The following is an 18,741-nucleotide window of genomic DNA, read 5'->3' on the forward strand; positions in this document are numbered from 1 at the left end:
AAAACGACATCCCGACTAGGCCATGAAAACCAAGCCCGATTTCCTCCAACTTGACGACAACGCCGCCGAACCGCTCTACCGGCAGATCTACACCCGCTTCCGCAGCGCCATCGCCGACGGCCTGCTGCTGCCGGACGCCCGCATCCCGTCGGCGCGCGCACTCGCGCTGGAACTGGGCCTGGCCCGCGGAACGGTGGAAGCGGCCTACTCGCTGCTGGTGGCGGAAGGCTACGTGGAGCCGCGCGGCCAGGCCGGCACCGTGGTCACGCCGGCGCTGGCGCGTCATGCGGCGACGACAGCGACGGCGATATCGATGCCGGCGACGCTCCCCGCGCGAGCCCGGAAGGCGCCCACCGGCGCATCGCCGGCAACGGCATCGTCGAACCGCCCCTTCCAAATGGGCCTGCCCGCGCTGGACGCCTTCCCGCGCAAGGTGTGGGCGCGGCTGGCGGCGCGCGCGGTCCGCGCCACGCAGGCCGATGACATGGCCAGTCCGCCCTTCTTCGGCGAACCGGCGTTGCGCGCGGCCATCGCCACCTATCTGAACCTGTCGCGCGGCATCCAATGCTCGCCGTCGCAGGTGTTCATCACCTCCGGCTACCGCAACACGCTGGAGCTGATCACGCGCGCCCTGCTGCAACCCGGCGATAGCGTGTGGGTTGAAGATCCGGGCTTCCCGCCCACCAGCGAACTGCTCACGCATGCCGGCATGAAGCTGGCCCCGGTGGCGGTCGACGCGGAAGGCCTGGTGGTATCGCACGGCGTGGCCACCGCGCCGCGCGCCAGGGCCGCCGTCGTCACGCCGGCGCATCAATGCTCGCTATGCGTATCGCTGTCGCTGCCGCGCCGCCTGGCGTTGCTGGACTGGGCGGCGCAGGCCGACGCCTGGATCGTCGAAGACGACTATGACGGCGAATACCGCTACGCCAGCCGCCCGCTGCCGGCGCTGCAAAGCCTGGACCGCGATGGCCGCGTGCTGTACGCCGGCACCTTCAGCAAGGTGCTGTTCCCGGCGCTGCGGCTGGCCTACCTGGTGGTGCCGCCGGCGCAGGTGCCGCGCTTCGAGCAGGTCAGCAAAACCTTCGGCGGCGGCGGGCCTGTCCTGACGCAGACCATCGTCAGCGACTTCATGAACGAAGGCCACTTCGCCCGCCACATCCAGCGCATGCGCCGCCTGTATGCGGAACGCCGCCAGATCGCGGCGCAAGGCCTGGACGCGGTGCTGGGCAAGCACCTGCACATCGACCCGCAGCCGGGCGGCATGCACCTGATCCTGCGCATGAAGGGCCGCCACACCGACCGCGCCCTGGCCGAGCGTATGCGGCAGGACGGCATGGCGGCGCTGGCGCTGTCCGAACGCACGGTGCTGCCGCATGCGGCGTCGGCGCTGCTGCTGGGCTTCACCAACATCGACACGCCGCAGCGGGCGCGCGAGCTGGGCAAGCGGATACTCAAACTGCTTTGAACATGGCCTAGCTGGATAAGCCATTCTTGGCACTTCACGACTGGTCCATGCGCCGGCAGAATAACGCCATCCGCAACCAGCCAGGGAACAGTCATGAGCAAGCGCCTCGAAGTATTCAAGCATGCACCGGAGGCCTACAAGGGCTTCACCGCCGTCAAGCACTACGTCCAAACCTGCGGCCTGCCGGCCGAACTGGTGGAGCTGGTCTACCTGCGCGTATCGCAGATCAACAACTGCGCCTTCTGCATCGACATGCACACGCGCGACCTGCTGAACCAGGGCGTCAGGATCGACAAGGTGGCGCTGGTGCAGGTGTGGGAAGAAGCGGCCGCGCTGTTCAGCGACAAGGAGCGCGCGGCGCTGGCCTGGGCCGAAAGCGTGACCCGCGTCGCCCAGACCAATGTGCCGGACAGCGACTATCAAAAGGCGATCGCGGTCCTGAGCGAGAAAGAGCTCGCCGACGTCACGGTGGCCGTATCGCTGATGAACGCCTTCAACCGCTTCGGCGTCGCCACGCGCATGACACCGGCGGCACTGATCATGTGATCGGCGCGGGCATGATTGTGCTACGCTAGGGCTCCCCCACCCTGGCAGGAGCCCCGCACGCATGCCCCACAATATCAGCCTGATCACCACCATCGCGGCCGCATTGGGCTTCGGCCTTTTGTTCGGCTATCTCGCAACGCGCCTCAAGCTGCCGGCGCTGGTGGGCTATCTGGCTGCGGGCATCATCATCGGCCCCGCCACGCCGGGCTTCGTGGCCGATACCGCGCTGGCCGGGCAGCTGGCCGAAATCGGCGTGATGCTGATGATGTTCGGCGTCGGCCTGCATTTTTCCCTCGACGATCTCTGGGCCGTGCGGCGCGTGGCGCTGCCGGGCGCCGTGCTGCAGATCGCGGTCGCCACCGCGCTGGGCATGGCGCTGGCCCACTTCTGGGGTTGGAGCCTGGGTGGCGGGCTGGTATTCGGCCTGGCGCTGTCGGTGGCCAGCACCGTGGTGCTGCTGCGGGCCCTGGAGGAGCGCGGCATCCTCGATAGCTTCAACGGCCGCATCGCGGTCGGCTGGCTGGTGGTGGAGGACCTGGTGACGGTGCTGGTGCTGGTGCTGCTGCCGGCATTGGCCGGTTCACTGGGCGGCACGCACAGCGAAAGCCACGGCGTCACCGCGATGGGCGAAGCGAACCTGTGGACCACACTGGCGATCACGCTGGGCCAGGTGGGCGCCTTCATCGCGCTGATGCTGGTGGTGGGCCGCAAGCTCTTCCCGTGGATCCTGTGGCAGGTGGCGCGCACCGGCTCGCGCGAGCTGTTCACGCTGTGCGTGATCGCCGCCGCCGTCGGCATCGCTTACGCATCGACCTACTACTTCGGCGTCTCCTTCGCGCTGGGCGCCTTCTTCGCCGGCATGGTGCTGCGCGAATCCGAACTGGCGCACCGCGCCGCCGAGGAATCGCTGCCGCTGCGCGACGCGTTCGCGGTGCTGTTCTTCGTTTCGGTCGGCATGCTGTTCGAGCCGTCGATACTGGTCGAGCAGCCGCTCAAGCTGCTGGCCGTGGTGACCATCATCGTGGCCGGCAAATCGGTGGCGGCCTTCCTGCTGGTGCTGCTGCTGCGCTACCCGGCCAAGACAGCGCTGATGGTGTCGGCCAGCCTGGCGCAGATCGGCGAGTTCTCCTTCATCCTGGCGGCGCTGGGCCTGTCCCTGGGCCTGATGCCGGCCGAGGGACAGAGCCTGATCCTGGCCGGCGCCATCATCTCCATCGCGCTCAATCCACTGGTGTTCCGCGCCACCAAGCCGCTGGAGCGCTGGCTGGGCAGGAACGTGGCGCTGGCGGCCAAGTTCGAGCGCGCCGCCGATCCGCTGGCGGAGCTGCCGGCATCAGTGCCGCAGGAGCATCTGTCGGGACAGGTCGTACTGGTTGGCTATGGCCGCGTGGGCCGGCGCATCGCCGCAGTGCTCGCCGAGCGAGGCATTCCCTTCGTGGTGGCCGAGCAGAATCGCGAACTGGTGGACCAGCTGCGCAAGGACGGCGCGCACGCGGTGGCCGGCAACGCGGCGGAACCGGCGGTGCTGATCCAGGCACACATCGCACGCGCCGCGATGCTGGTGATCGCCACGCCCGATACCTTCCACGTGCGGACCATGATCGAAACCGCGCGTGCGCTCAACCCCAACATCAAGACCGTGGTGCGCACACACAGCGACGCGGAGGCGGAACTGCTGCGCGGCGAACGCGCGGGAGAGATTTTCATCGGCGAACAGGAGCTGGCAAAGGGAATGACCGAATCCATACTGACCAATATGGCCAAGGGCGGAGGCCACCATGCTCACTAGGCGCGCCTTGATGCGTTGCGCGGCGGCGTTGCCGTTGTCCATCATCGTTGCAGGCGCCGGCGCATCGCCGGCACGCGTGCAGCTGGATTTCCACAGCGCCTTCCTGATGAATCTACACCACTTCCTGTACAACCTGGGAGTGCATCCAGAGCTGGTGGAAAAAGTCAGCTGGACCGCAGCGCCATCCGCCGACGAGATGACCGCGCTGCGCAAGGCCGTCGCCCACTATCACGACAACTACGCCAAGCGCGACCCGCTGTTCGACGAACAGATGGCGTCCATCAAAACGGCGTTGAGCGTGGCCGACACGCGGCGCGAGGCCAGCGGCCTGGCGCTGCCGCCGCAACTGGCGGCAGCGCTGGACAGCGTAGCGCCGATGTACGCGCGCTGCATCTGGACGCAGCAGGACGCCAGCAACCAGCAATGGATCGCCGAAGCGAAGCGGCTCGACGAGCGCTATGGTGCGGAGGTCCAGGAAGGCATTGCCCGCTACTTGCAAGCGCCCTTCCCCCTCACGCCCATCCGGATCGACGTCGTGGTGGACACCGGCACGCGCCAGGGCGGCTACACCGACACGCAAACAGTGATCCCCAGCGGACGTCCCGACTATCAAGGCCTAGCGTCGTTGGAGATGGTGTATCACGAAATTTCGCACATCACGTCGACGGAAAAGCTGGAGAACGCCATCGAAGCGCGCCTCAAGGCCACGCAGCGCAATCCCGAGTCGGACCTGTGGCACGTGGTGCAGTTCTACACCGTCGGCACCGTGGTGAAGGACGCGTACAAACGCGATGGCATAGCCTACGAGCCCTACGCCGACAAGCGCGGTCTGTTCAAAGGCTACTGGGCATCGCTGCTACCGCCGATAGAAAACGAATGGCGCCCCTACATGAACGGCAAGCAGACCTTCGACCAGGCGGTGGCCCGCATGGTCGACCAACTGCCCGCCGGATAAGGCGACTTAAAGGCTGACCGCCAGCTCCGCGCCTTCCTTGATGGCGCGCTTGGCGTCCAGCTCCGCGGCCAGCGCTGCGCCGCCGATCTTGTGGAAGCGCGGCCATTTGGAATTGGCCTTGACCTCCTCTTCCGACGGCATCAACTCGGTCAAGCTGTCCTGCCCCGCGCAAACCACCACGTTATCCACCGACAGCAGGCGCTGCTCGCCGCCGATGGTCACGTGCAGGCCTTGGTCGTCGATGCGGTCATACTGCACGCCGGCCAACATCACGACGCCGTTGCGCGCGAGGACCGCGCGGTGCACCCAGCCCGAGGTCTTGCCCAAGCCAGCGCCCAGCTTCGACACCTTGCGCTGCAGCAGATACAGCTGGCGCACCGGCTCCGGCGCGGAGACGGTCGTCAAACCGCCCGGCGCGTCGCCCTTCATGTCCACGCCCCACTCCTTGGCCCAGACATCCAGCGCCAGCGGCAGCGGGTGTTTGGGATCGTGCAGCAGGTACTCGCCCACGTCGAAACCGATGCCGCCCGCACCGATGATGGCCACGCGCTTGCCCACCGGCGCCTTGTTCTGCAGGACGTCGATATACGACAGCACCTTCGGATGGTCGATACCCTCGATCGGCGGACGGCGCACCTTGATGCCGGTGGCGACCACCACGTCGTCGTAGCCGTCGGCGATCAGCTGCTCGCGCGTGACGCGCACGCCCAGCTTGACCTTCACGCCGGTCAATTCCAGCTTGCGGCGGAAGTAGCGGATGGTCTCGGCGAATTCCTCCTTGCCCGGGATCTGCATGGCGATCTTGAACTGGCCGCCGACGCTGTCGCTGGAGTCGAACAGGGTCACATCATGGCCGCATTCCGCCGCCACCGTGGCCGCCGACAAGCCGGCAGGCCCGGCGCCGACCACCGCCACGCGGCGCTTCTTCGCCGCCGGCGCGTAGACCAGCTCCGTCTCGTGGCAGGCGCGCGGATTCACCAGGCAGCTGGCGCGCTTGTTGGAGAAGGTGTGGTCCAGGCAGGCCTGGTTGCAGCCGATGCAGGTGTTGATTTCGTCGGTGCGGCCCTGTGCCGCCTTGACGACGAAGTGCGAATCGGCCAGGAAGGGACGCGCCATCGAGATCATGTCGGCGTCGCCGCGCTGCAGGATGCCTTCCGCCTCGGCCGGCATGTTGATGCGGTTGGACGCCACGACAGGTATCGTCACCTCGCGGCGCAGGCGGCCCGCCAGGCTGGCGAAGGCGGCGCGCGGCACCGAGGTCACGATGGTCGGCACGCGCGCCTCATGCCAGCCGTAGCCGGAGTTCAGGATGGTCACGCCGGCGTGCTGCAGCGCCTTGGCCACGGCCACCACGTCTTCCCAGGTGTTGCCGCCGTCGACCAGGTCGAGCAGCGAGTGGCGGTACATGATGATGAAGTCATTGCCCACTTCCGCGCGGATGCGCTTGACGATTTCCACCGACAGCCGCATGCGGTTCTCGATGCTGCCGCCCCATTGGTCGGTGCGCAGGTTGGTGCGCGCGCACAGGAACTGGTTGAGCAGGTAGCCTTCGCTGCCCATTACCTCGACGCCGTCGTAGCCGGCGTCGCGCGCCAGCCTGGCGCAGCGGGCGTAGTCGCGGATGGTCGCTTCGATGCCGGCCTCGGTCAGCGCGCGCGGCTTGAACGGCGAGATCGGCGACTTCTTCTCCGACGCCGACACCACGAACGGCTGGTAGCCGTAGCGGCCCGCGTGCAGGATCTGCATCAGGATCTTGCCGCCCTCCTCGTGCACCGCGCTGGTGACGCGGCGGTGGTTGATCACGTCGCCCTTGAAATTGAGCGTGCCGCCGAAGGGCAGCAGCCATCCGGAGCGGTTGGGCGAGATGCCGCCGGTGACGATCAATCCCACACCACCGCGCGCCCGCTCGCGGTAGAAGGCGGCCAGCTTGCCGTAGTTGTAGAAGCGGTCCTCAAGACCGGTGTGCATGGAGCCCATGACGACGCGGTTGCGCAGCGTCGTGAAGCCAAGATCGAGAGGGGCCAGCAGGTGTGGGTATGGTGAAGTTGTCATTATGGTTGTTAGAGTCAGACGTGGGGCATGGACATGCCCGCATTAAAACGCAAATCTCTAGACCTGGGCTTCTAAAGTCCCGGCTTCCGCTCCTGAATTTGGCGGAGGGTGCGGTAGCGCTCTTGTATTCTGCCACCCTTTCCCTTACGCTGGAACGATGATGCGATTCCTTTTGTTTTTGTTATTGGGTGTGGCCGCTCCAGTGATGGCACAGACACCCAGGCTTGAATTGCCCAAGCTGGAGGTGTCGGTCAACCGGGTGGAGCTCGATGCGCTGCACATGTACGAAGTGGACGCCACCGGCACGGTGGCGGCGCCACTGCCGAAGGTATGGCGCATCCTCACGGGCTATGAACGCATGGCGGAATTCGTGCCGGACATGGAGTCGTGCCGGGTTTTGTCACGCAACGGCAATGAGGTCATCATCGAGCAGTTCGGCGTGGCGCGCTTCCTGTTCATGACCAAGTCCATCCACCTGATCGTGCGCGCGACCGAGCAGCCGATGTCGTCGATCGACATCTCGCTGATCTCCGGCGACATGAAGCATTACGAATCGCATTGGGAATTGATACCGGTGCCCGAAACCGGCGGCACCAAGGTGGTCTACAGCGGCAAGCTGATACCGAACTTCTACGTGCCCGGCATCCTCGGCGCGAAGATGATACGCGGCGATATCGAGCGCATGATGAGCGCCGTGCTGGCGCGCCTCGATCGCCGCGAAGAGCCTAAATAATTAAGCTAAATACGTATCGCGGTCGCGCAGCTCCGCGAAGTTTTCCAGGCTACCGATCTTCACCAGCACCGGATTGAGACTCAGCTTGGCCTGCATGGCGCGCCAGGCGAACTGCCATTCCTGTTCCTGCGCTTCGGCCGCGGTCTTGGTGAAGGCCGCGCCCAGGGCTGCGCGCGTGCCGTATTCCACCGCGCCGTCGATGCCCGCCCAGCTGGGCAAGGTGCGCTGCACCGCGCGGTGCAAACGCTCACCGAATTCCTCGGTGTTGTGGATGACCAGGCAGCTGTCCGACGAGAACAGCTCGAACAGCTTGCGGTCCCAGACTTGCGAGAAGCTCAGCGTCAGGCAGCTGTTGGCCGGGGTCAGGATGAACTGGCCCTGGGTCAGCGCCAGTTCCAGGTCTTCGCGCACGCCGTAGCGATACAGGGTCGGAGGGCGTTGGTAGTCGTGCATATCGGTACTCTATTCTTTACAAAGTTATTTGGCCGGGCGGCGCACATGGCGGTGCGCGCGCATCGCCGCCGAGGCAATGAAGATCTCGCGCAGCAGGTAGAAGAAGCTGCCGATCAGCGCCAGCATCGCCACCACGAACATGCCCGCGATGTACTTGTCGAGCGAGATGTTGGTGATATCGCCCCAAAACAGCATCGCGATCACCAGGCAAATCAGCAGCCCGCAGGCGGTCGACAGCGTGATCGAGACGTTGATCAGGTGCGACCTTCGGTAGAGCACATCGAGTTCGTTCAGGTAGGCGTCGCTGTAGCCGATATCGAGCCGGTCCTCCAGCACCCGCGAACGGTCGATGATGCGCGCCAGGCGGTTGGTCAGCACCACAAGATTGGTGCAGACGCCGGTCAGCAGGAACACCGGCGCGATCGCCAGCTGGATGATGTGGCCGATATCGCCGACTTGTATATTCATGGATGCGTAAGGACTGGAATTATCGATAGTGTATCAGCCCGCGCCGGATGTACCCGAATTCCGGCCCGGCTCAGGCGAATCCGCGCGTCTGCTTGAACTGCTCGGTGGCGCCCACCAGCGCGCGCGAGATACCCTTCTCCATCGCACCATGGCCGGCGTCCGGCACCATGGTGAGCATCGATCCGGGCCAGGCCTGGTGCAGCCGCCACGCCGACACCGGCGGGCAGATCACGTCGTAGCGGCCCTGCACGATCACCGCCGGCAGGTGGGCGATGCGGTCGACGTTGCGCAGCAGCTGGTCCTCGCTGAAGAAGCCCAGGTTGGCCATGTAGTGCGATTCCAGCCGGCCCACGCCCAGGTCCAGCGTGTCGGACGGCGGATCCTCGGCCTGCGGCATCAGGAACACGCGGCGGCCCTCGAAGCGGCTCCAGGCGCGCACCGCCGGCCAGTGGATGGCCGGGTCGTCGCTCATGATGCGGTCGACGTAGGCCTGCAGCAGGTTGCCGCGTTCGGCCGGCGGGATAGGCGCGACGAATTCGGCGTGCACCTCGGGATGGAACCATTGCGCGCCGTGCAGGAACCAGTCGATTTCCGCCTGCGTGCACAGGAAGATGCCGCGCAGGATGAAGCCCAGGCAGCGCTCGGGATGCGCCTGGCCGTAGGCCAGCGCCAGCGTCGAGCCCCAGGAGCCGCCGAACACCAGCCACTGCTCGATGCCGAACATGGCGCGCAGGCGCTCGATGTCTTCGATCAGCAGCTCGGTGGTGTTGTTGCGGCACTCGCCCAGCGGCAGCGACTTGCCGGCGCCGCGCTGGTCGAACAGGATCACGCGGTACTTTTCCGGATCGAAGAAGCGCCGGTGCTGCGGCGACAGGCCAGCGCCCGGCCCGCCATGCAGGAACACTACCGGGATGCCCTGCGGATTGCCGACCTCTTCCCAGTAGATGGTGTGCAGGTCGTCGACCGCCAGCATGCCGTGGCGCGACGGCAGGACGGGCGGAAACAGGGGCGAAGTCGGGTCGAACATGGCTATCCTTTAAGCATCGATAGCAGATTGTACGAAAAAAAAGCCAGGATCGCGAACGATCCTGGCCCGAGGCTACCGCAACACGCCGCTTAGGACATGTGCTGGCCGCCGTTGATGGCGATATTGGCGCCGGTGACGAAGGCTGCCTCATCCGACGACAGGTAGGCAACCAGGCCCGCCACTTCTTCCGGCTTGCCCAGGCGGGCCATCGGAATCTGCGGAATGATCTTGGTATCGAGCACCTCCTGCGGGATCTCCATCACCATCTTGGTGCCGATGTAACCCGGCGAGATGGTGTTGACGGTCACGCCCTTGCGCGCCACTTCCAGCGCCAGCGCCTTGGTGAAGCCGTGCATGCCGGCCTTGGCGGCCGAATAGTTGGTCTGGCCGAAGGCGCCCTTCTGGCCGTTGACCGACGAAATATTGATGATACGGCCCCAGCCGCGTTCCACCATGCCGTCGCAGACCGGCTTGGTCATGTTGAACACGGAGTCCAGGTTGGTGGCCATGACGGCGTCCCAGTTCGGCTTGTCCATCTTCTTGAAAGTCATGTCGCGGGTGATGCCGGCGTTGTTCACCAGCACGTCGATCGGACCGATATCTTTGACGATCGCGGCGACACAAGCCTGGGCCGAATCGTAATCGGCCACATCGCACGGGTATGCGCGGAAATTAAAGCCCTGGTCGCGGGTAGTGGCGAGCCATTGCTCGACCTTCGGATTGCCAGGGGAATACGTGGTGACTACGATATAGCCCAGTGCCGACAGTTTGAAACACACTGCCTCGCCCAAGCCACCCATGCCGCCGGTTACTAATGCAACTCTTGCCATTTTTCGTCCCCTCTTAAATTGACACCAAAAATCGTCTGACACCGCGCCGGGACCTGCCCGGCGCGGCACTGCTGCTGCGGATGCTACGGATACGGAATGCTTATGCGCGCTCGATCGCCAGCGCCACGCCCATGCCGCCGCCGATGCACAGCGAGGCCAGGCCCTTCTTAGCGTCGCGACGCACCATTTCGTGGATCAGCGTGACCAGGATGCGGGCGCCGGATGCACCGATCGGGTGACCGATGGCGATGGCGCCGCCGTTCACGTTGATCTTGCTGGTGTCCCAGCCCATTTCCTTGTTCACGGCCACGGCCTGGGCGGCGAAGGCTTCGTTGATTTCCATCAGGTCCAGGTCGTCCGGGGTCCAGCCGGCCTTTTTCAGGCACAGCTTGGTGGCCGAGACCGGGCCCATGCCCATGAAGGCAGGGTCCAGGCCGGACGAGGCGTAGGCCTTGACCTTGGCCAGCACGGTCAGGCCCAGTTCCTTGGCCTTGGAGGCGGACATCATGATGACGGCGGCGGCGCCGTCGTTCAGGCCGGAGGCGTTGCCGGCGGTGACCGTGCCATCCTTGGCGAAGGCAGGACGCAGGCTCGACAGCGCTTCGATGGTCGAACCCGGCTTGACGTATTCGTCGGTGTCGAACACGATGCTGCCTTTTTTCTGGACGATTTCCAGCGGCAGGATCTCATCCTTGAACTTGCCGGCCTTTTGCGCGGCTTCCGCCTTCAGCTGCGAGTTCAGCGCGAACTCGTCCTGCTCGGTGCGGGAAATCTCGTATTTCTTCGCGACGTTCTCGGCGGTGGTGCCCATGTGGTACTGGTTATAGACGTCCCACAGGCCGTCGACGATCATGGAATCGACCATTTTGAAGTCGCCCATGCGGAAGCCGTCGCGCGAACCGTTCATCACGTGCGGCGAAGCGCTCATGTTTTCCTGGCCGCCAGCGATGATGATCTCGGCATCGCCCGCCTTGATGGCCTGGGCCGCCAGGTGGGTGGCCTTCAGGCCGCTGCCGCACACGTGGTTGATGGTGAAACCTGGAATGGTGTTCGGCAGGCCGGACTTGATGACGGCCTGGCGCGCAGGGTTCTGGCCGACGCCGGCGGTCAGTACCTGGCCGAGGATGGCTTCGCTGATCAGGTTGGGATCGATACCGGTCTTGGCCAGCAGACCCTTGATCACGTGTGCGCCCAGTTCGGAAGCCGGCGTCTTCGCCAGGCTGCCGCCGAATTTGCCGACACCGGTACGGCCAGCGGCCACGATAACTACATCATCCATTTGACTCTCCAATGCGCCGGCCGGGGCCGGCTTAGTTTAGCAACAACTTTAGCAACAACGAACTTCGATAATACGCTTCGACGGCCAGGCCGTGCTGGGTTTCGATTGTGCGTCGCCGCGAGAACTTTCCCGAGGGTGACAGGATTCCTCAAGCAGCATCCGTGCCAATGATCAGCGCTGGTTGGGCACTCATCGTAAGCGTCGCACATCGTGGCATCTTTGACATGCGTCAAACGCCACGCAATCATTTTGAAGAAACAGTATCAATAAGTCACGATAATAATTTGATACCGTCCAGGGTGCTGGCGCACTGTTCGCGTATCACGTTGACGAAGTCGAGTACGTAGGCCTTCTGTTTCTGCGCCTCGGGCACGGAAACGAACAGGTCGCTCCACAGGCCCTGCTCGCCGACCGGCCTGGCGATGACGTAGTCGTAGTCGACATAGTTCTTGATCGCCCAGTTCGGCAGCGCGGCGATGCCGCGGCGGCTGGCCACCAGCTGCAGCACCGCCACCGTCAGCTCGGCGGTGCGGCGCTCGTAGTGGATGTGGGCCGGCTGCAAGACTTCGCGGATCAGGTCGATACGGGTTTCCGGCACCGGATAGGTGATCAGCGTTTCGCCCTCGAAATCGGCGGCCAGCAGGCGGCGCTGGGCCGCCAGCCGGTGTTTCTGCGCCATCACCACCAGGATTTCAAAGCGGAACAGCGGGAAGGTGGCGAACTCCGGGCCGTAGTGCGAGCCGATCACCAGGTCGGCGGCGCCGCTGCGCAGCAGCTCGGCCGGTTCGCTGTGGAAGCCCGAGACCAGGTCGATCTCCACGTCCGGCCAGCGTTTGCGGAATTCATCCATCACCGGCATTAGCCAGTCGAAGCAAGTATGGCATTCAAGCACCACGCGCAGCTGGCCGGTGTCGCCCTGGGTCAGGCGCGCCACTTCGCGCTCGGCCGCCTCGATTTCCGGCAGCAGCAGGTCGGCCAGCTTGAGCAGGCGGGCGCCGGTGGCGGTAAACCCGATCGGCACGGATTTTCGCTCAAAAAGCGGCCCGCCGTAGCGATCTTCCAGCAATTTGATCTGATGCGACAGGGCCGACTGCGTCAGGTTCAGCAGTTGCGCGGCCCGTACCAGGCTGCCGGCGGAGCGTAATGCACTCAGGGTGCGCAGGTGGCGTATCTCTAGCATGGTCTATTAAATCTTTTCATGTGAAGCCACAAAATCTTTCGTTTTGATTATAGACCGGATTGCCGCACACTTTATAACATCAATATTAAATGCGGATGACATCAAAATGACAACATCGAATAAACCCATCCAAAGCCACGTCCCCGGCTTCCCGCGCATCGGTGCGGCGCGCGAGCTGAAGTTCGCGCTGGAGGCCAACTGGCGCGGCGAACTGCCGGACGCCGGCCTGGAAGCGGTCGGCCGCGACCTGCGCGCGCGCCACTGGGCGCTGCAAAAGCAGGCCGGTCTGGATTTCGTGACCGTCGGCGATTTCGCCTTCTACGACCAAGTCGCCAACCACATCCAGCTGCTGGGCTGCGAGCCGGCACGCTACGGCTTCACGGCCGGGCAATCGCAGCTGAGCCGCTACTTCGCCATGGCGCGCGGCGACGGTGGTAACCATGAAGCCTGCGGCCACGACCACTCGCACGACGGCCAGCCGCACGCCTCGGCCGCGCTGGAAATGACCAAGTGGTTCGACACCAATTACCACTACCTGGTGCCGGAGTTCACGGCGGAGACCGCCTTCTCGCTGGCCTGCGAGCGCCTGTTCGACGAGGTGGCCGAGGCGCAGGCGCTGGGCCACGCGGTCAAGGCCGTGCTGCTGGGACCGTTGAGCTTCCTGTGGCTGGGCAAGGCCAAGGACGCCGGCCTGGACCGCCTGGGCTTGCTGGACCAGCTGCTGCCGGTCTACGGCCAGGTGCTGGACCGCCTGAAGGCGCAAGGCGTGCAATGGGTGCAGGTCGACGAGCCCATCCTTGGCCTCGACCTGCCGACGCCGTGGCGCAGCGCGTTTGAAAACAGCTACTGGCAGTTGAACCAGGTCGGCGTGCCGCTGCTGCTGGCCACGTATTTCTCGCCGCTGGAGGAAAACCTGAGCCTGGCCTGCCGCCTGCCGGTGGCCGGCCTGCATATGGACGGCGTGCGCGCGCCACATGAACTGACCAGCATCGCCGACTGGCTGCCGGTGCACAAGGTGCTGTCGGTCGGCATCGTCGACGGCCGCAACATCTGGCGCACCGACCTTGACGCGGCGCTGGCCACGCTGGCGCCCATCGCCGACAAACGCGGCGGCAAGCTGTGGTTGTCGACGTCGTGTTCGCTGCTGCACGTGCCGTTCAGCCTGACCGCCGAAACCGCGCTCGACCAGGAAATCAAATCATGGCTGGCTTTCGCGACTGAAAAACTGGACGAGTTGTACGTGCTCAAGCAGGCTCTGCAAGGTCACCACGACACCGCCACCGTCGACGCGCTGGACGCCTCGCGCGCCGCCATCGCCAGCCGCCGCGCCAGCCCGCGCGTGCACCAGGACGCCGTGCGCGAACGCATCGCCGCGCTACCCACCGACGCCGACCGGCGCCGTTCGCCATTCGCCCAGCGCCAGGCCGAGCAGCGCGCACGCTTCAAGCTGCCCGACTTCCCGACCACCACCATCGGCTCCTTCCCGCAGACGGCCGCGATCCGCGCCGCCCGCGCAGCCTTCAAGCGCGGCGAGCTGAACGCCGGCGACTACGAGGCCAGGATACGCGAGGAGATCGCCTACGCCGTGCGCCGCCAGGAAGACCTGGGCCTGGACGTGCTGGTCCACGGCGAAGCCGAGCGCAACGACATGGTCGAATATTTCGGCGAGCAGCTGGACGGCTTCGTCTTCACGCAGCTGGGCTGGGTGCAATCATACGGCTCGCGCTGCGTCAAGCCGCCCGTGATCTACGGCGATGTCAGCCGCCCGAAAGCCATGACGGTGGACTGGACCGCGCACGCGCAAAGCCTGACCGGCAAGCCGATGAAGGGCATGCTGACCGGCCCCATCACCATCCTGCAATGGTCCTTCGTGCGCGACGACCAGCCGCGCGCGCGCACCGCGCTGCAGATCGCGCTGGCGATCCGCGACGAGGTGGCCGACCTGGAACAGGCCGGCATCGGCATCATCCAGATCGACGAGCCGGCCGTGCGCGAAGGCTTGCCGCTGCGCCGGGGCCGCTGGGACGAGTACCTGGACTGGGCCACGCGCGCCTTCCGCGTATCGGCCAGCGCGGCGGCCAACGGCACGCAGATCCACACCCACATGTGCTACGCCGAGTTCAACGACATCCTGCCGCAGATCGCCGCCATGGATGCCGACGTCATCACCATCGAGACCAGCCGCTCGGACATGGAGCTGCTGAACGGCTTCGGCCGCTTCCGTTATCCGAACGAGATCGGCCCCGGCGTGTACGACATCCACTCGCCGCGCGTGCCGGGCCAGGCCGAGATGGTGCGGCTGCTGCACAAGGCCAGCGCGGTGATCCCGCCGGCCAACCTTTGGGTCAACCCGGACTGCGGGCTGAAAACGCGCGGCTGGGCGGAAACCGAAACCGCGCTGCGCAACATGGTGGCCGCCGCCCGCCAGCTGCGTGAAGAGCACGCGATCTACTGACCGTCCCATGGCGGCGGCCTGCCGGGCCGCCGCCATCCCGCATTTTTACTGGCCCAGTACGGCGCCAGCCCTCCCCATCCGTCGTTTTCCACAGTAAAATGCTCGTGCCTGCGCATGCGCGCGAGGTTAACCCTCTAATACTGTCGCCCATGTCCAAGAGCCTGTTTCAAAAGCCCATAGAAATTAAGATTTCCACCGTAGTCGCCGTCTCCGCCATCCTGTCCACGCCGGACCGCCTGGCCCTCGATGCCGCGCTGGCCGAAATGACCGGCGGCACCACCGATTTCTTCGAAGACGACCTGACCGTGATCGACGTCGCCGCCCTGCCGGCCGGCAGCGCACCGATCGACTGGGCCGGCATCATCGCCCTGCTGAAAAAATACCGCTTGAATCCGGTCGCCGTGCGCAACGCGCCGCCGTCCATGGCCGCCGAGATCGCCGCCCACGGCCTGAGCATCGAAACCGCGACCAAGCCGCGCGACGAGCAGGAGGCCGCGCCCGCACCCGCCAAGCCCGCGCCAGCCCCGGCTGCGGCCGCACCGGCCCCGGCAGCAACGGCCGAAGGCTTCCCCGGCAACGCCGGCGTGATGATCATCGACACCCCGGTGCGCGCCGGCCAGCGCATTTACGCGCGCGGCTGCGACCTGATCATCACCGCCGTGGTCAACAACGGCGCCGAGATCATCGCCGACGGCAGCATCCATGTGTACAACACGCTCAACGGCCGCGCGCTGGCGGGCGCTTCCGGCAACCGCGACGCGCGCATCTTTGCCATGACGATGTCGCCGGAGTTAGTGTCGATTGCCGGCGTTTACCGCACATTTGAAGACGGCTTCCCGGCCGAGTACGCGCGTTCTCCTGCGCAAATTCGCTTGGTCGGCGACCGAATCGATATACTATCTGTCAATTCTGCAAACCGCGCTTGACTAGCAACTCTCTAAAAAGGACTTTTTTGTGGCGAGAATTATTGTTGTAACGTCCGGTAAGGGCGGTGTCGGTAAGACGACTTCCAGCGCCAGCTTCTCCACCGGCCTGGCCATGCGCGGTCATAAAACCGCGGTCATCGACTTCGACGTCGGCCTGCGCAACCTCGACCTGATCATGGGCTGCGAACGCCGCGTGGTGTACGACCTGATCAATGTGATCAACAAGGAAGCCTCGCTGACCCAGGCCCTGATCAAGGACAAGCACTGCGACAACCTGTTCATCCTGCCTGCGTCGCAGACGCGCGACAAGGATGCGCTGTCCGAGGACGGCGTGGAAATCGTGCTGCACGAGCTGATCAACATGGGCTTCGAGTACATCATCTGCGACTCGCCGGCCGGCATCGAGCACGGCGCGCTGATGGCGCTGACCTTCGCCGACGAGGCCATCATCGTCACCAATCCGGAAGTATCGTCGGTGCGCGATTCGGACCGCATCCTCGGCATCATCCAGGCCAAGTCGCGCCGCGCCCAGACCGGCGGCGAGCCGGTCAAGGAGCACCTGCTGATCACCCGCTACTCGCCGAAGCGCGTGGAAGCGGACGAAATGCTGTCGTACGAAGATGTGCAGGAAATCCTGCGCATTCCACTGATCGGCATCATTCCGGAATCGGAATCGGTGCTGCACGCGTCGAACCAGGGTAATCCGGCGATTCACTTCAAGGGCACCGATGTTGCGGAAGCCTACGAAGATGTGGTGTCGCGCTTCCTCGGCCAGGAACTGCCGTTGCGCTTTACCACCTACGAGAAGCCTGGCCTGCTGCAGCGTATTTTCGGGAGCAAGTAACCATGGCCCTGCTTTCTTTCCTGTTCCCGCAAAAACCGAAAACCGCCACCGCGGCCAAGGAGCGGTTGCAGATCATCATCGCGCGCGAGCGCAATGGCCGCAGCGGTCCGGACTTCCTGCCGGCGCTGCACAAGGAGCTGATCGAGGTGATTTCGAAGTACACCAAGGTCAACGCCGACGACATCAAGATCTCGCTGGACCGCCAGGGCAACCTGGAGGTGCTGGACGTGAACGTGGTGCTGCCGGACGCGTAATCAGACCGGCTGGGCGATCCCGGCCGTCACCAGTTCCTGCGCCACCTTGGCGCAGGCATCCACATGCTGGTAGCCGATCTGGCTGAAGGCCACGAAGCCGATCCCGGCCGAGGCCAGCTGCCCGGCGAACGGCACCAGCTTGCTGGCCTGCCGCGCCACCGACTTCATGCCGGTGCGGCGCAGCAGTTGCAGCACCACCTCCCGCGTCACCAGCTTGCCCACCAACATGCCGCCGACACCGATCGCGGCCTCGTAGGCGATCAGCCGGAACTTCGGCTGCATGCGCTCGATCTGCTGCGCCGTCAGGCCGAACTCGTGGTTGATGTCGTCGATCAGCAGCGCGAACAGGCGCAGGTCGGACACCACGTCCAGCCCCGGTATCGGCACCGCCGCCACGCCGGCCGAGACCATCGCGCGGCGCCGCACCAGCTTGCGGCAACGCTCGCGCACCGCCTCGATGTCGCGGGGGGTGCCCGGTACTAATGTCCAATTTGTGTCTTTTTTCAGTCCCATGCGTGCTCCCGGCTGCGGCTAGACTTTCTTTCCCTTTTTCAACTTCTTCATTGAATTCGGCGTTTTTCCAGTGTACCGTGTAATGGTTGTGCAAGTGCGCACGGTGTTTTGACGAGTTGCCTCCGAGTAAATATTAGTGTCTCAAGAAAAATAATTAGCCATTTTGCTAACTTTTTTTGTAAATCTCTGTTATATTTGAAGTGACTTCTCCTTAACATTTTCCTACAGGCAGTTGTATGCGAATCGCCGTATTAGACAATGACCGTGGCCAGGCCGATCTGATCTGCCAGGTGCTGACCTCGGCGGGCCATATCTGCCATAGTTTTCAGAGTGCCAAGGACGTGCTGGCGCAGCTGCGCAAGGACAGCTACGACATGCTGATTCTCGACTGGCAAGTGGTCGATCTGGGCGGTGCGGAAGTGTTACGCCGGGCCCGCGAAAAGCTGCCCGACAACGCCCCGGTGCTGTTCCTCACCACCAGCTCGGGCGAGGACGATATCGTGGCCGGCCTGGCCGCCGGCGCCGACGATTACATGATCAAGCCGCTGCGCCGCAGTGAAATGGTTGCACGTGTGCAAGCGTTGTTGCGGCGCGCCTACCCGGCCCAGAACGGCGCCGAACAATTGCAATTCGGCCAATATGTGTTCGAAACCCGGCCCGGCCGCTTGTTGATGGACGGCATAGTGTTGGATGTGACCCACAAAGAGTTCTACCTGGCACTGTTATTTTTCCGCAACATCGGACGGCCGCTGTCGCGCGCCTACATCCATGAGGCGGTGTGGATACGCGAGACCGCCGTGCCGTCGCGGACCATGGACACCCACGTCTCGCGGGTTCGCAACAAGTTGCAATTGAAACCGGAAAACGGATTCCGCCTGGTACCGGTCTACAGCTACGGCTACCGTCTGGAAAAACTGGGGGCCTGATCAGGCCGCCGATATGGCTGGTACGCCGTTTGGGCTATGGGCAGAT

18 protein-coding genes are annotated in these 18,741 nt (G+C 64.6%); 10 read left to right on the plus strand and 8 right to left on the minus strand.

Features of this window, described 5'->3' with window-relative positions; all coding sequences use genetic code 11:
• Window positions 1-22: 22 nt before the first annotated feature.
• The 4 genes from pdxR (at window position 23) to ACUJB0_RS18205 (ending at window position 4,755) form a co-directional block, all read left to right on the plus strand.
• The gene (pdxR, locus tag ACUJB0_RS18190) at window positions 23-1,465 is read left to right on the plus strand and encodes a MocR-like pyridoxine biosynthesis transcription factor PdxR (RefSeq protein ID WP_444846426.1); all 1,443 of its coding nucleotides are present in this window, start codon (window positions 23-25) and stop codon (window positions 1,463-1,465) included.
• A gap of 93 nt (window positions 1,466-1,558) precedes the next feature.
• Window positions 1,559-2,011 carry a carboxymuconolactone decarboxylase family protein gene (locus ACUJB0_RS18195; protein ID WP_444846427.1) on the plus strand — a complete coding sequence of 151 codons (453 nt, stop codon included), beginning with the start codon at window positions 1,559-1,561 and terminating at the stop codon, window positions 2,009-2,011.
• Between the two features lie 61 nt (window positions 2,012-2,072).
• Window positions 2,073-3,800, plus strand: coding sequence for a cation:proton antiporter domain-containing protein (locus ACUJB0_RS18200; RefSeq protein ID WP_444846428.1), 1,728 nt, complete (start codon window positions 2,073-2,075; stop codon window positions 3,798-3,800).
• Window positions 3,790-4,755, plus strand: a complete 966-nt coding sequence (locus ACUJB0_RS18205; protein ID WP_444846429.1) for a hypothetical protein — start codon at window positions 3,790-3,792, stop codon at window positions 4,753-4,755. The genes ACUJB0_RS18200 and ACUJB0_RS18205 overlap by 11 nt, the downstream gene beginning before the upstream one ends.
• 6 nt (window positions 4,756-4,761) lie before the next feature.
• Here ACUJB0_RS18205 and ACUJB0_RS18210 read toward each other — a convergent pair whose 3' ends face one another.
• On the minus strand, window positions 4,762-6,807 hold the full coding sequence (locus ACUJB0_RS18210; RefSeq protein WP_444846430.1) for an oxidoreductase: 2,046 nt from the start codon (window positions 6,805-6,807) through the stop codon (window positions 4,762-4,764).
• A 205-nt stretch (window positions 6,808-7,012) separates the two neighbouring features.
• On the opposite strand from ACUJB0_RS18210, the gene ACUJB0_RS18215 reads away from it, so the two are divergent.
• Window positions 7,013-7,540: an SRPBCC family protein gene (locus ACUJB0_RS18215; RefSeq protein WP_444846431.1), complete on the plus strand. Its 528-nt coding sequence runs from the start codon at window positions 7,013-7,015 to the stop codon at window positions 7,538-7,540.
• Here ACUJB0_RS18215 and ACUJB0_RS18220 read toward each other — a convergent pair whose 3' ends face one another.
• The 6 genes from ACUJB0_RS18220 to ACUJB0_RS18245 all read right to left on the minus strand — a co-directional run bounded on the left by ACUJB0_RS18220 (window position 7,541) and on the right by ACUJB0_RS18245 (window position 12,777).
• Window positions 7,541-7,993: a hypothetical protein gene (locus ACUJB0_RS18220; protein ID WP_117012479.1), complete on the minus strand. Its 453-nt coding sequence runs from the start codon at window positions 7,991-7,993 to the stop codon at window positions 7,541-7,543.
• 24 nt (window positions 7,994-8,017) lie between these two features.
• Entirely contained in the window at window positions 8,018-8,461 is a 444-nt protein-coding gene (locus tag ACUJB0_RS18225) for a DUF2721 domain-containing protein (RefSeq protein WP_117012478.1), read from the minus strand.
• A gap of 70 nt (window positions 8,462-8,531) precedes the next feature.
• Window positions 8,532-9,488, minus strand: a complete 957-nt coding sequence (gene pip, locus ACUJB0_RS18230) for a prolyl aminopeptidase (RefSeq protein ID WP_444846432.1) — start codon at window positions 9,486-9,488, stop codon at window positions 8,532-8,534.
• 89 nt (window positions 9,489-9,577) lie between these two features.
• Window positions 9,578-10,318, minus strand: a complete 741-nt coding sequence (phbB, locus tag ACUJB0_RS18235) for an acetoacetyl-CoA reductase (RefSeq protein ID WP_117012476.1) — start codon at window positions 10,316-10,318, stop codon at window positions 9,578-9,580.
• 100 nt (window positions 10,319-10,418) lie between these two features.
• Window positions 10,419-11,597, minus strand: a complete 1,179-nt coding sequence (locus ACUJB0_RS18240) for an acetyl-CoA C-acetyltransferase (protein WP_444846433.1) — start codon at window positions 11,595-11,597, stop codon at window positions 10,419-10,421.
• A 271-nt stretch (window positions 11,598-11,868) separates the two neighbouring features.
• Entirely contained in the window at window positions 11,869-12,777 is a 909-nt protein-coding gene (locus ACUJB0_RS18245) for a LysR family transcriptional regulator (protein WP_117012474.1), read from the minus strand.
• 106 nt (window positions 12,778-12,883) lie between these two features.
• Between ACUJB0_RS18245 and metE the strand changes: the two genes are divergently transcribed.
• The 4 genes from metE to minE all read left to right on the plus strand — a co-directional run bounded on the left by metE (window position 12,884) and on the right by minE (window position 17,256).
• Window positions 12,884-15,232: a 5-methyltetrahydropteroyltriglutamate--homocysteine S-methyltransferase gene (gene metE / locus ACUJB0_RS18250; RefSeq protein WP_444846434.1), complete on the plus strand. Its 2,349-nt coding sequence runs from the start codon at window positions 12,884-12,886 to the stop codon at window positions 15,230-15,232.
• Between the two features lie 149 nt (window positions 15,233-15,381).
• On the plus strand, window positions 15,382-16,158 hold the full coding sequence (gene minC / locus ACUJB0_RS18255; RefSeq protein ID WP_444846435.1) for a septum site-determining protein MinC: 777 nt from the start codon (window positions 15,382-15,384) through the stop codon (window positions 16,156-16,158).
• Window positions 16,159-16,186: 28 nt separating this feature from the next.
• The gene (gene minD / locus ACUJB0_RS18260) at window positions 16,187-17,002 is read left to right on the plus strand and encodes a septum site-determining protein MinD (RefSeq protein WP_161086626.1); all 816 of its coding nucleotides are present in this window, start codon (window positions 16,187-16,189) and stop codon (window positions 17,000-17,002) included.
• Window positions 17,003-17,004: 2 nt separating this feature from the next.
• Window positions 17,005-17,256, plus strand: coding sequence for a cell division topological specificity factor MinE (gene minE, locus ACUJB0_RS18265; RefSeq protein ID WP_008443622.1), 252 nt, complete (start codon window positions 17,005-17,007; stop codon window positions 17,254-17,256).
• Here the strand turns inward: minE and ACUJB0_RS18270 are convergent, their stop codons facing one another.
• The gene (locus tag ACUJB0_RS18270) at window positions 17,257-17,769 is read right to left on the minus strand and encodes a hypothetical protein (RefSeq protein ID WP_444846436.1); all 513 of its coding nucleotides are present in this window, start codon (window positions 17,767-17,769) and stop codon (window positions 17,257-17,259) included. It abuts the gene before it with no gap.
• A 236-nt stretch (window positions 17,770-18,005) separates the two neighbouring features.
• Between ACUJB0_RS18270 and ACUJB0_RS18275 the strand changes: the two genes are divergently transcribed.
• Entirely contained in the window at window positions 18,006-18,695 is a 690-nt protein-coding gene (locus ACUJB0_RS18275) for a response regulator transcription factor (RefSeq protein ID WP_117012469.1), read from the plus strand.
• The last annotated feature ends 46 nt before the right edge of the window (window positions 18,696-18,741 follow it).

This window comes from Duganella caerulea (genome assembly GCF_040362985.1).
Taxonomy (GTDB): Bacteria; Pseudomonadota; Gammaproteobacteria; order Burkholderiales; family Burkholderiaceae_D; genus Rugamonas; species Rugamonas vulcania.

Coding starts and splice junctions, on each gene's coding strand:
- pdxR (WP_444846426.1), top strand. CDS start 23: ATGAAAACCAAGCCCGATTTCCTCCAACTTGACGACAACGCCGCCGAA.
- ACUJB0_RS18195 (WP_444846427.1), top strand. CDS start 1,559: ATGAGCAAGCGCCTCGAAGTATTCAAGCATGCACCGGAGGCCTACAAG.
- ACUJB0_RS18200 (WP_444846428.1), top strand. CDS start 2,073: ATGCCCCACAATATCAGCCTGATCACCACCATCGCGGCCGCATTGGGC.
- ACUJB0_RS18205 (WP_444846429.1), top strand. CDS start 3,790: ATGCTCACTAGGCGCGCCTTGATGCGTTGCGCGGCGGCGTTGCCGTTG.
- ACUJB0_RS18210 (WP_444846430.1), bottom strand. CDS start 6,807: ATGACAACTTCACCATACCCACACCTGCTGGCCCCTCTCGATCTTGGC.
- ACUJB0_RS18215 (WP_444846431.1), top strand. CDS start 7,013: ATGGCACAGACACCCAGGCTTGAATTGCCCAAGCTGGAGGTGTCGGTC.
- ACUJB0_RS18220 (WP_117012479.1), bottom strand. CDS start 7,993: ATGCACGACTACCAACGCCCTCCGACCCTGTATCGCTACGGCGTGCGC.
- ACUJB0_RS18225 (WP_117012478.1), bottom strand. CDS start 8,461: ATGAATATACAAGTCGGCGATATCGGCCACATCATCCAGCTGGCGATC.
- pip (WP_444846432.1), bottom strand. CDS start 9,488: ATGTTCGACCCGACTTCGCCCCTGTTTCCGCCCGTCCTGCCGTCGCGC.
- phbB (WP_117012476.1), bottom strand. CDS start 10,318: ATGGCAAGAGTTGCATTAGTAACCGGCGGCATGGGTGGCTTGGGCGAG.
- ACUJB0_RS18240 (WP_444846433.1), bottom strand. CDS start 11,597: ATGGATGATGTAGTTATCGTGGCCGCTGGCCGTACCGGTGTCGGCAAA.
- ACUJB0_RS18245 (WP_117012474.1), bottom strand. CDS start 12,777: ATGCTAGAGATACGCCACCTGCGCACCCTGAGTGCATTACGCTCCGCC.
- metE (WP_444846434.1), top strand. CDS start 12,884: ATGACAACATCGAATAAACCCATCCAAAGCCACGTCCCCGGCTTCCCG.
- minC (WP_444846435.1), top strand. CDS start 15,382: ATGTCCAAGAGCCTGTTTCAAAAGCCCATAGAAATTAAGATTTCCACC.
- minE (WP_008443622.1), top strand. CDS start 17,005: ATGGCCCTGCTTTCTTTCCTGTTCCCGCAAAAACCGAAAACCGCCACC.
- ACUJB0_RS18270 (WP_444846436.1), bottom strand. CDS start 17,769: ATGGGACTGAAAAAAGACACAAATTGGACATTAGTACCGGGCACCCCC.
- ACUJB0_RS18275 (WP_117012469.1), top strand. CDS start 18,006: ATGCGAATCGCCGTATTAGACAATGACCGTGGCCAGGCCGATCTGATC.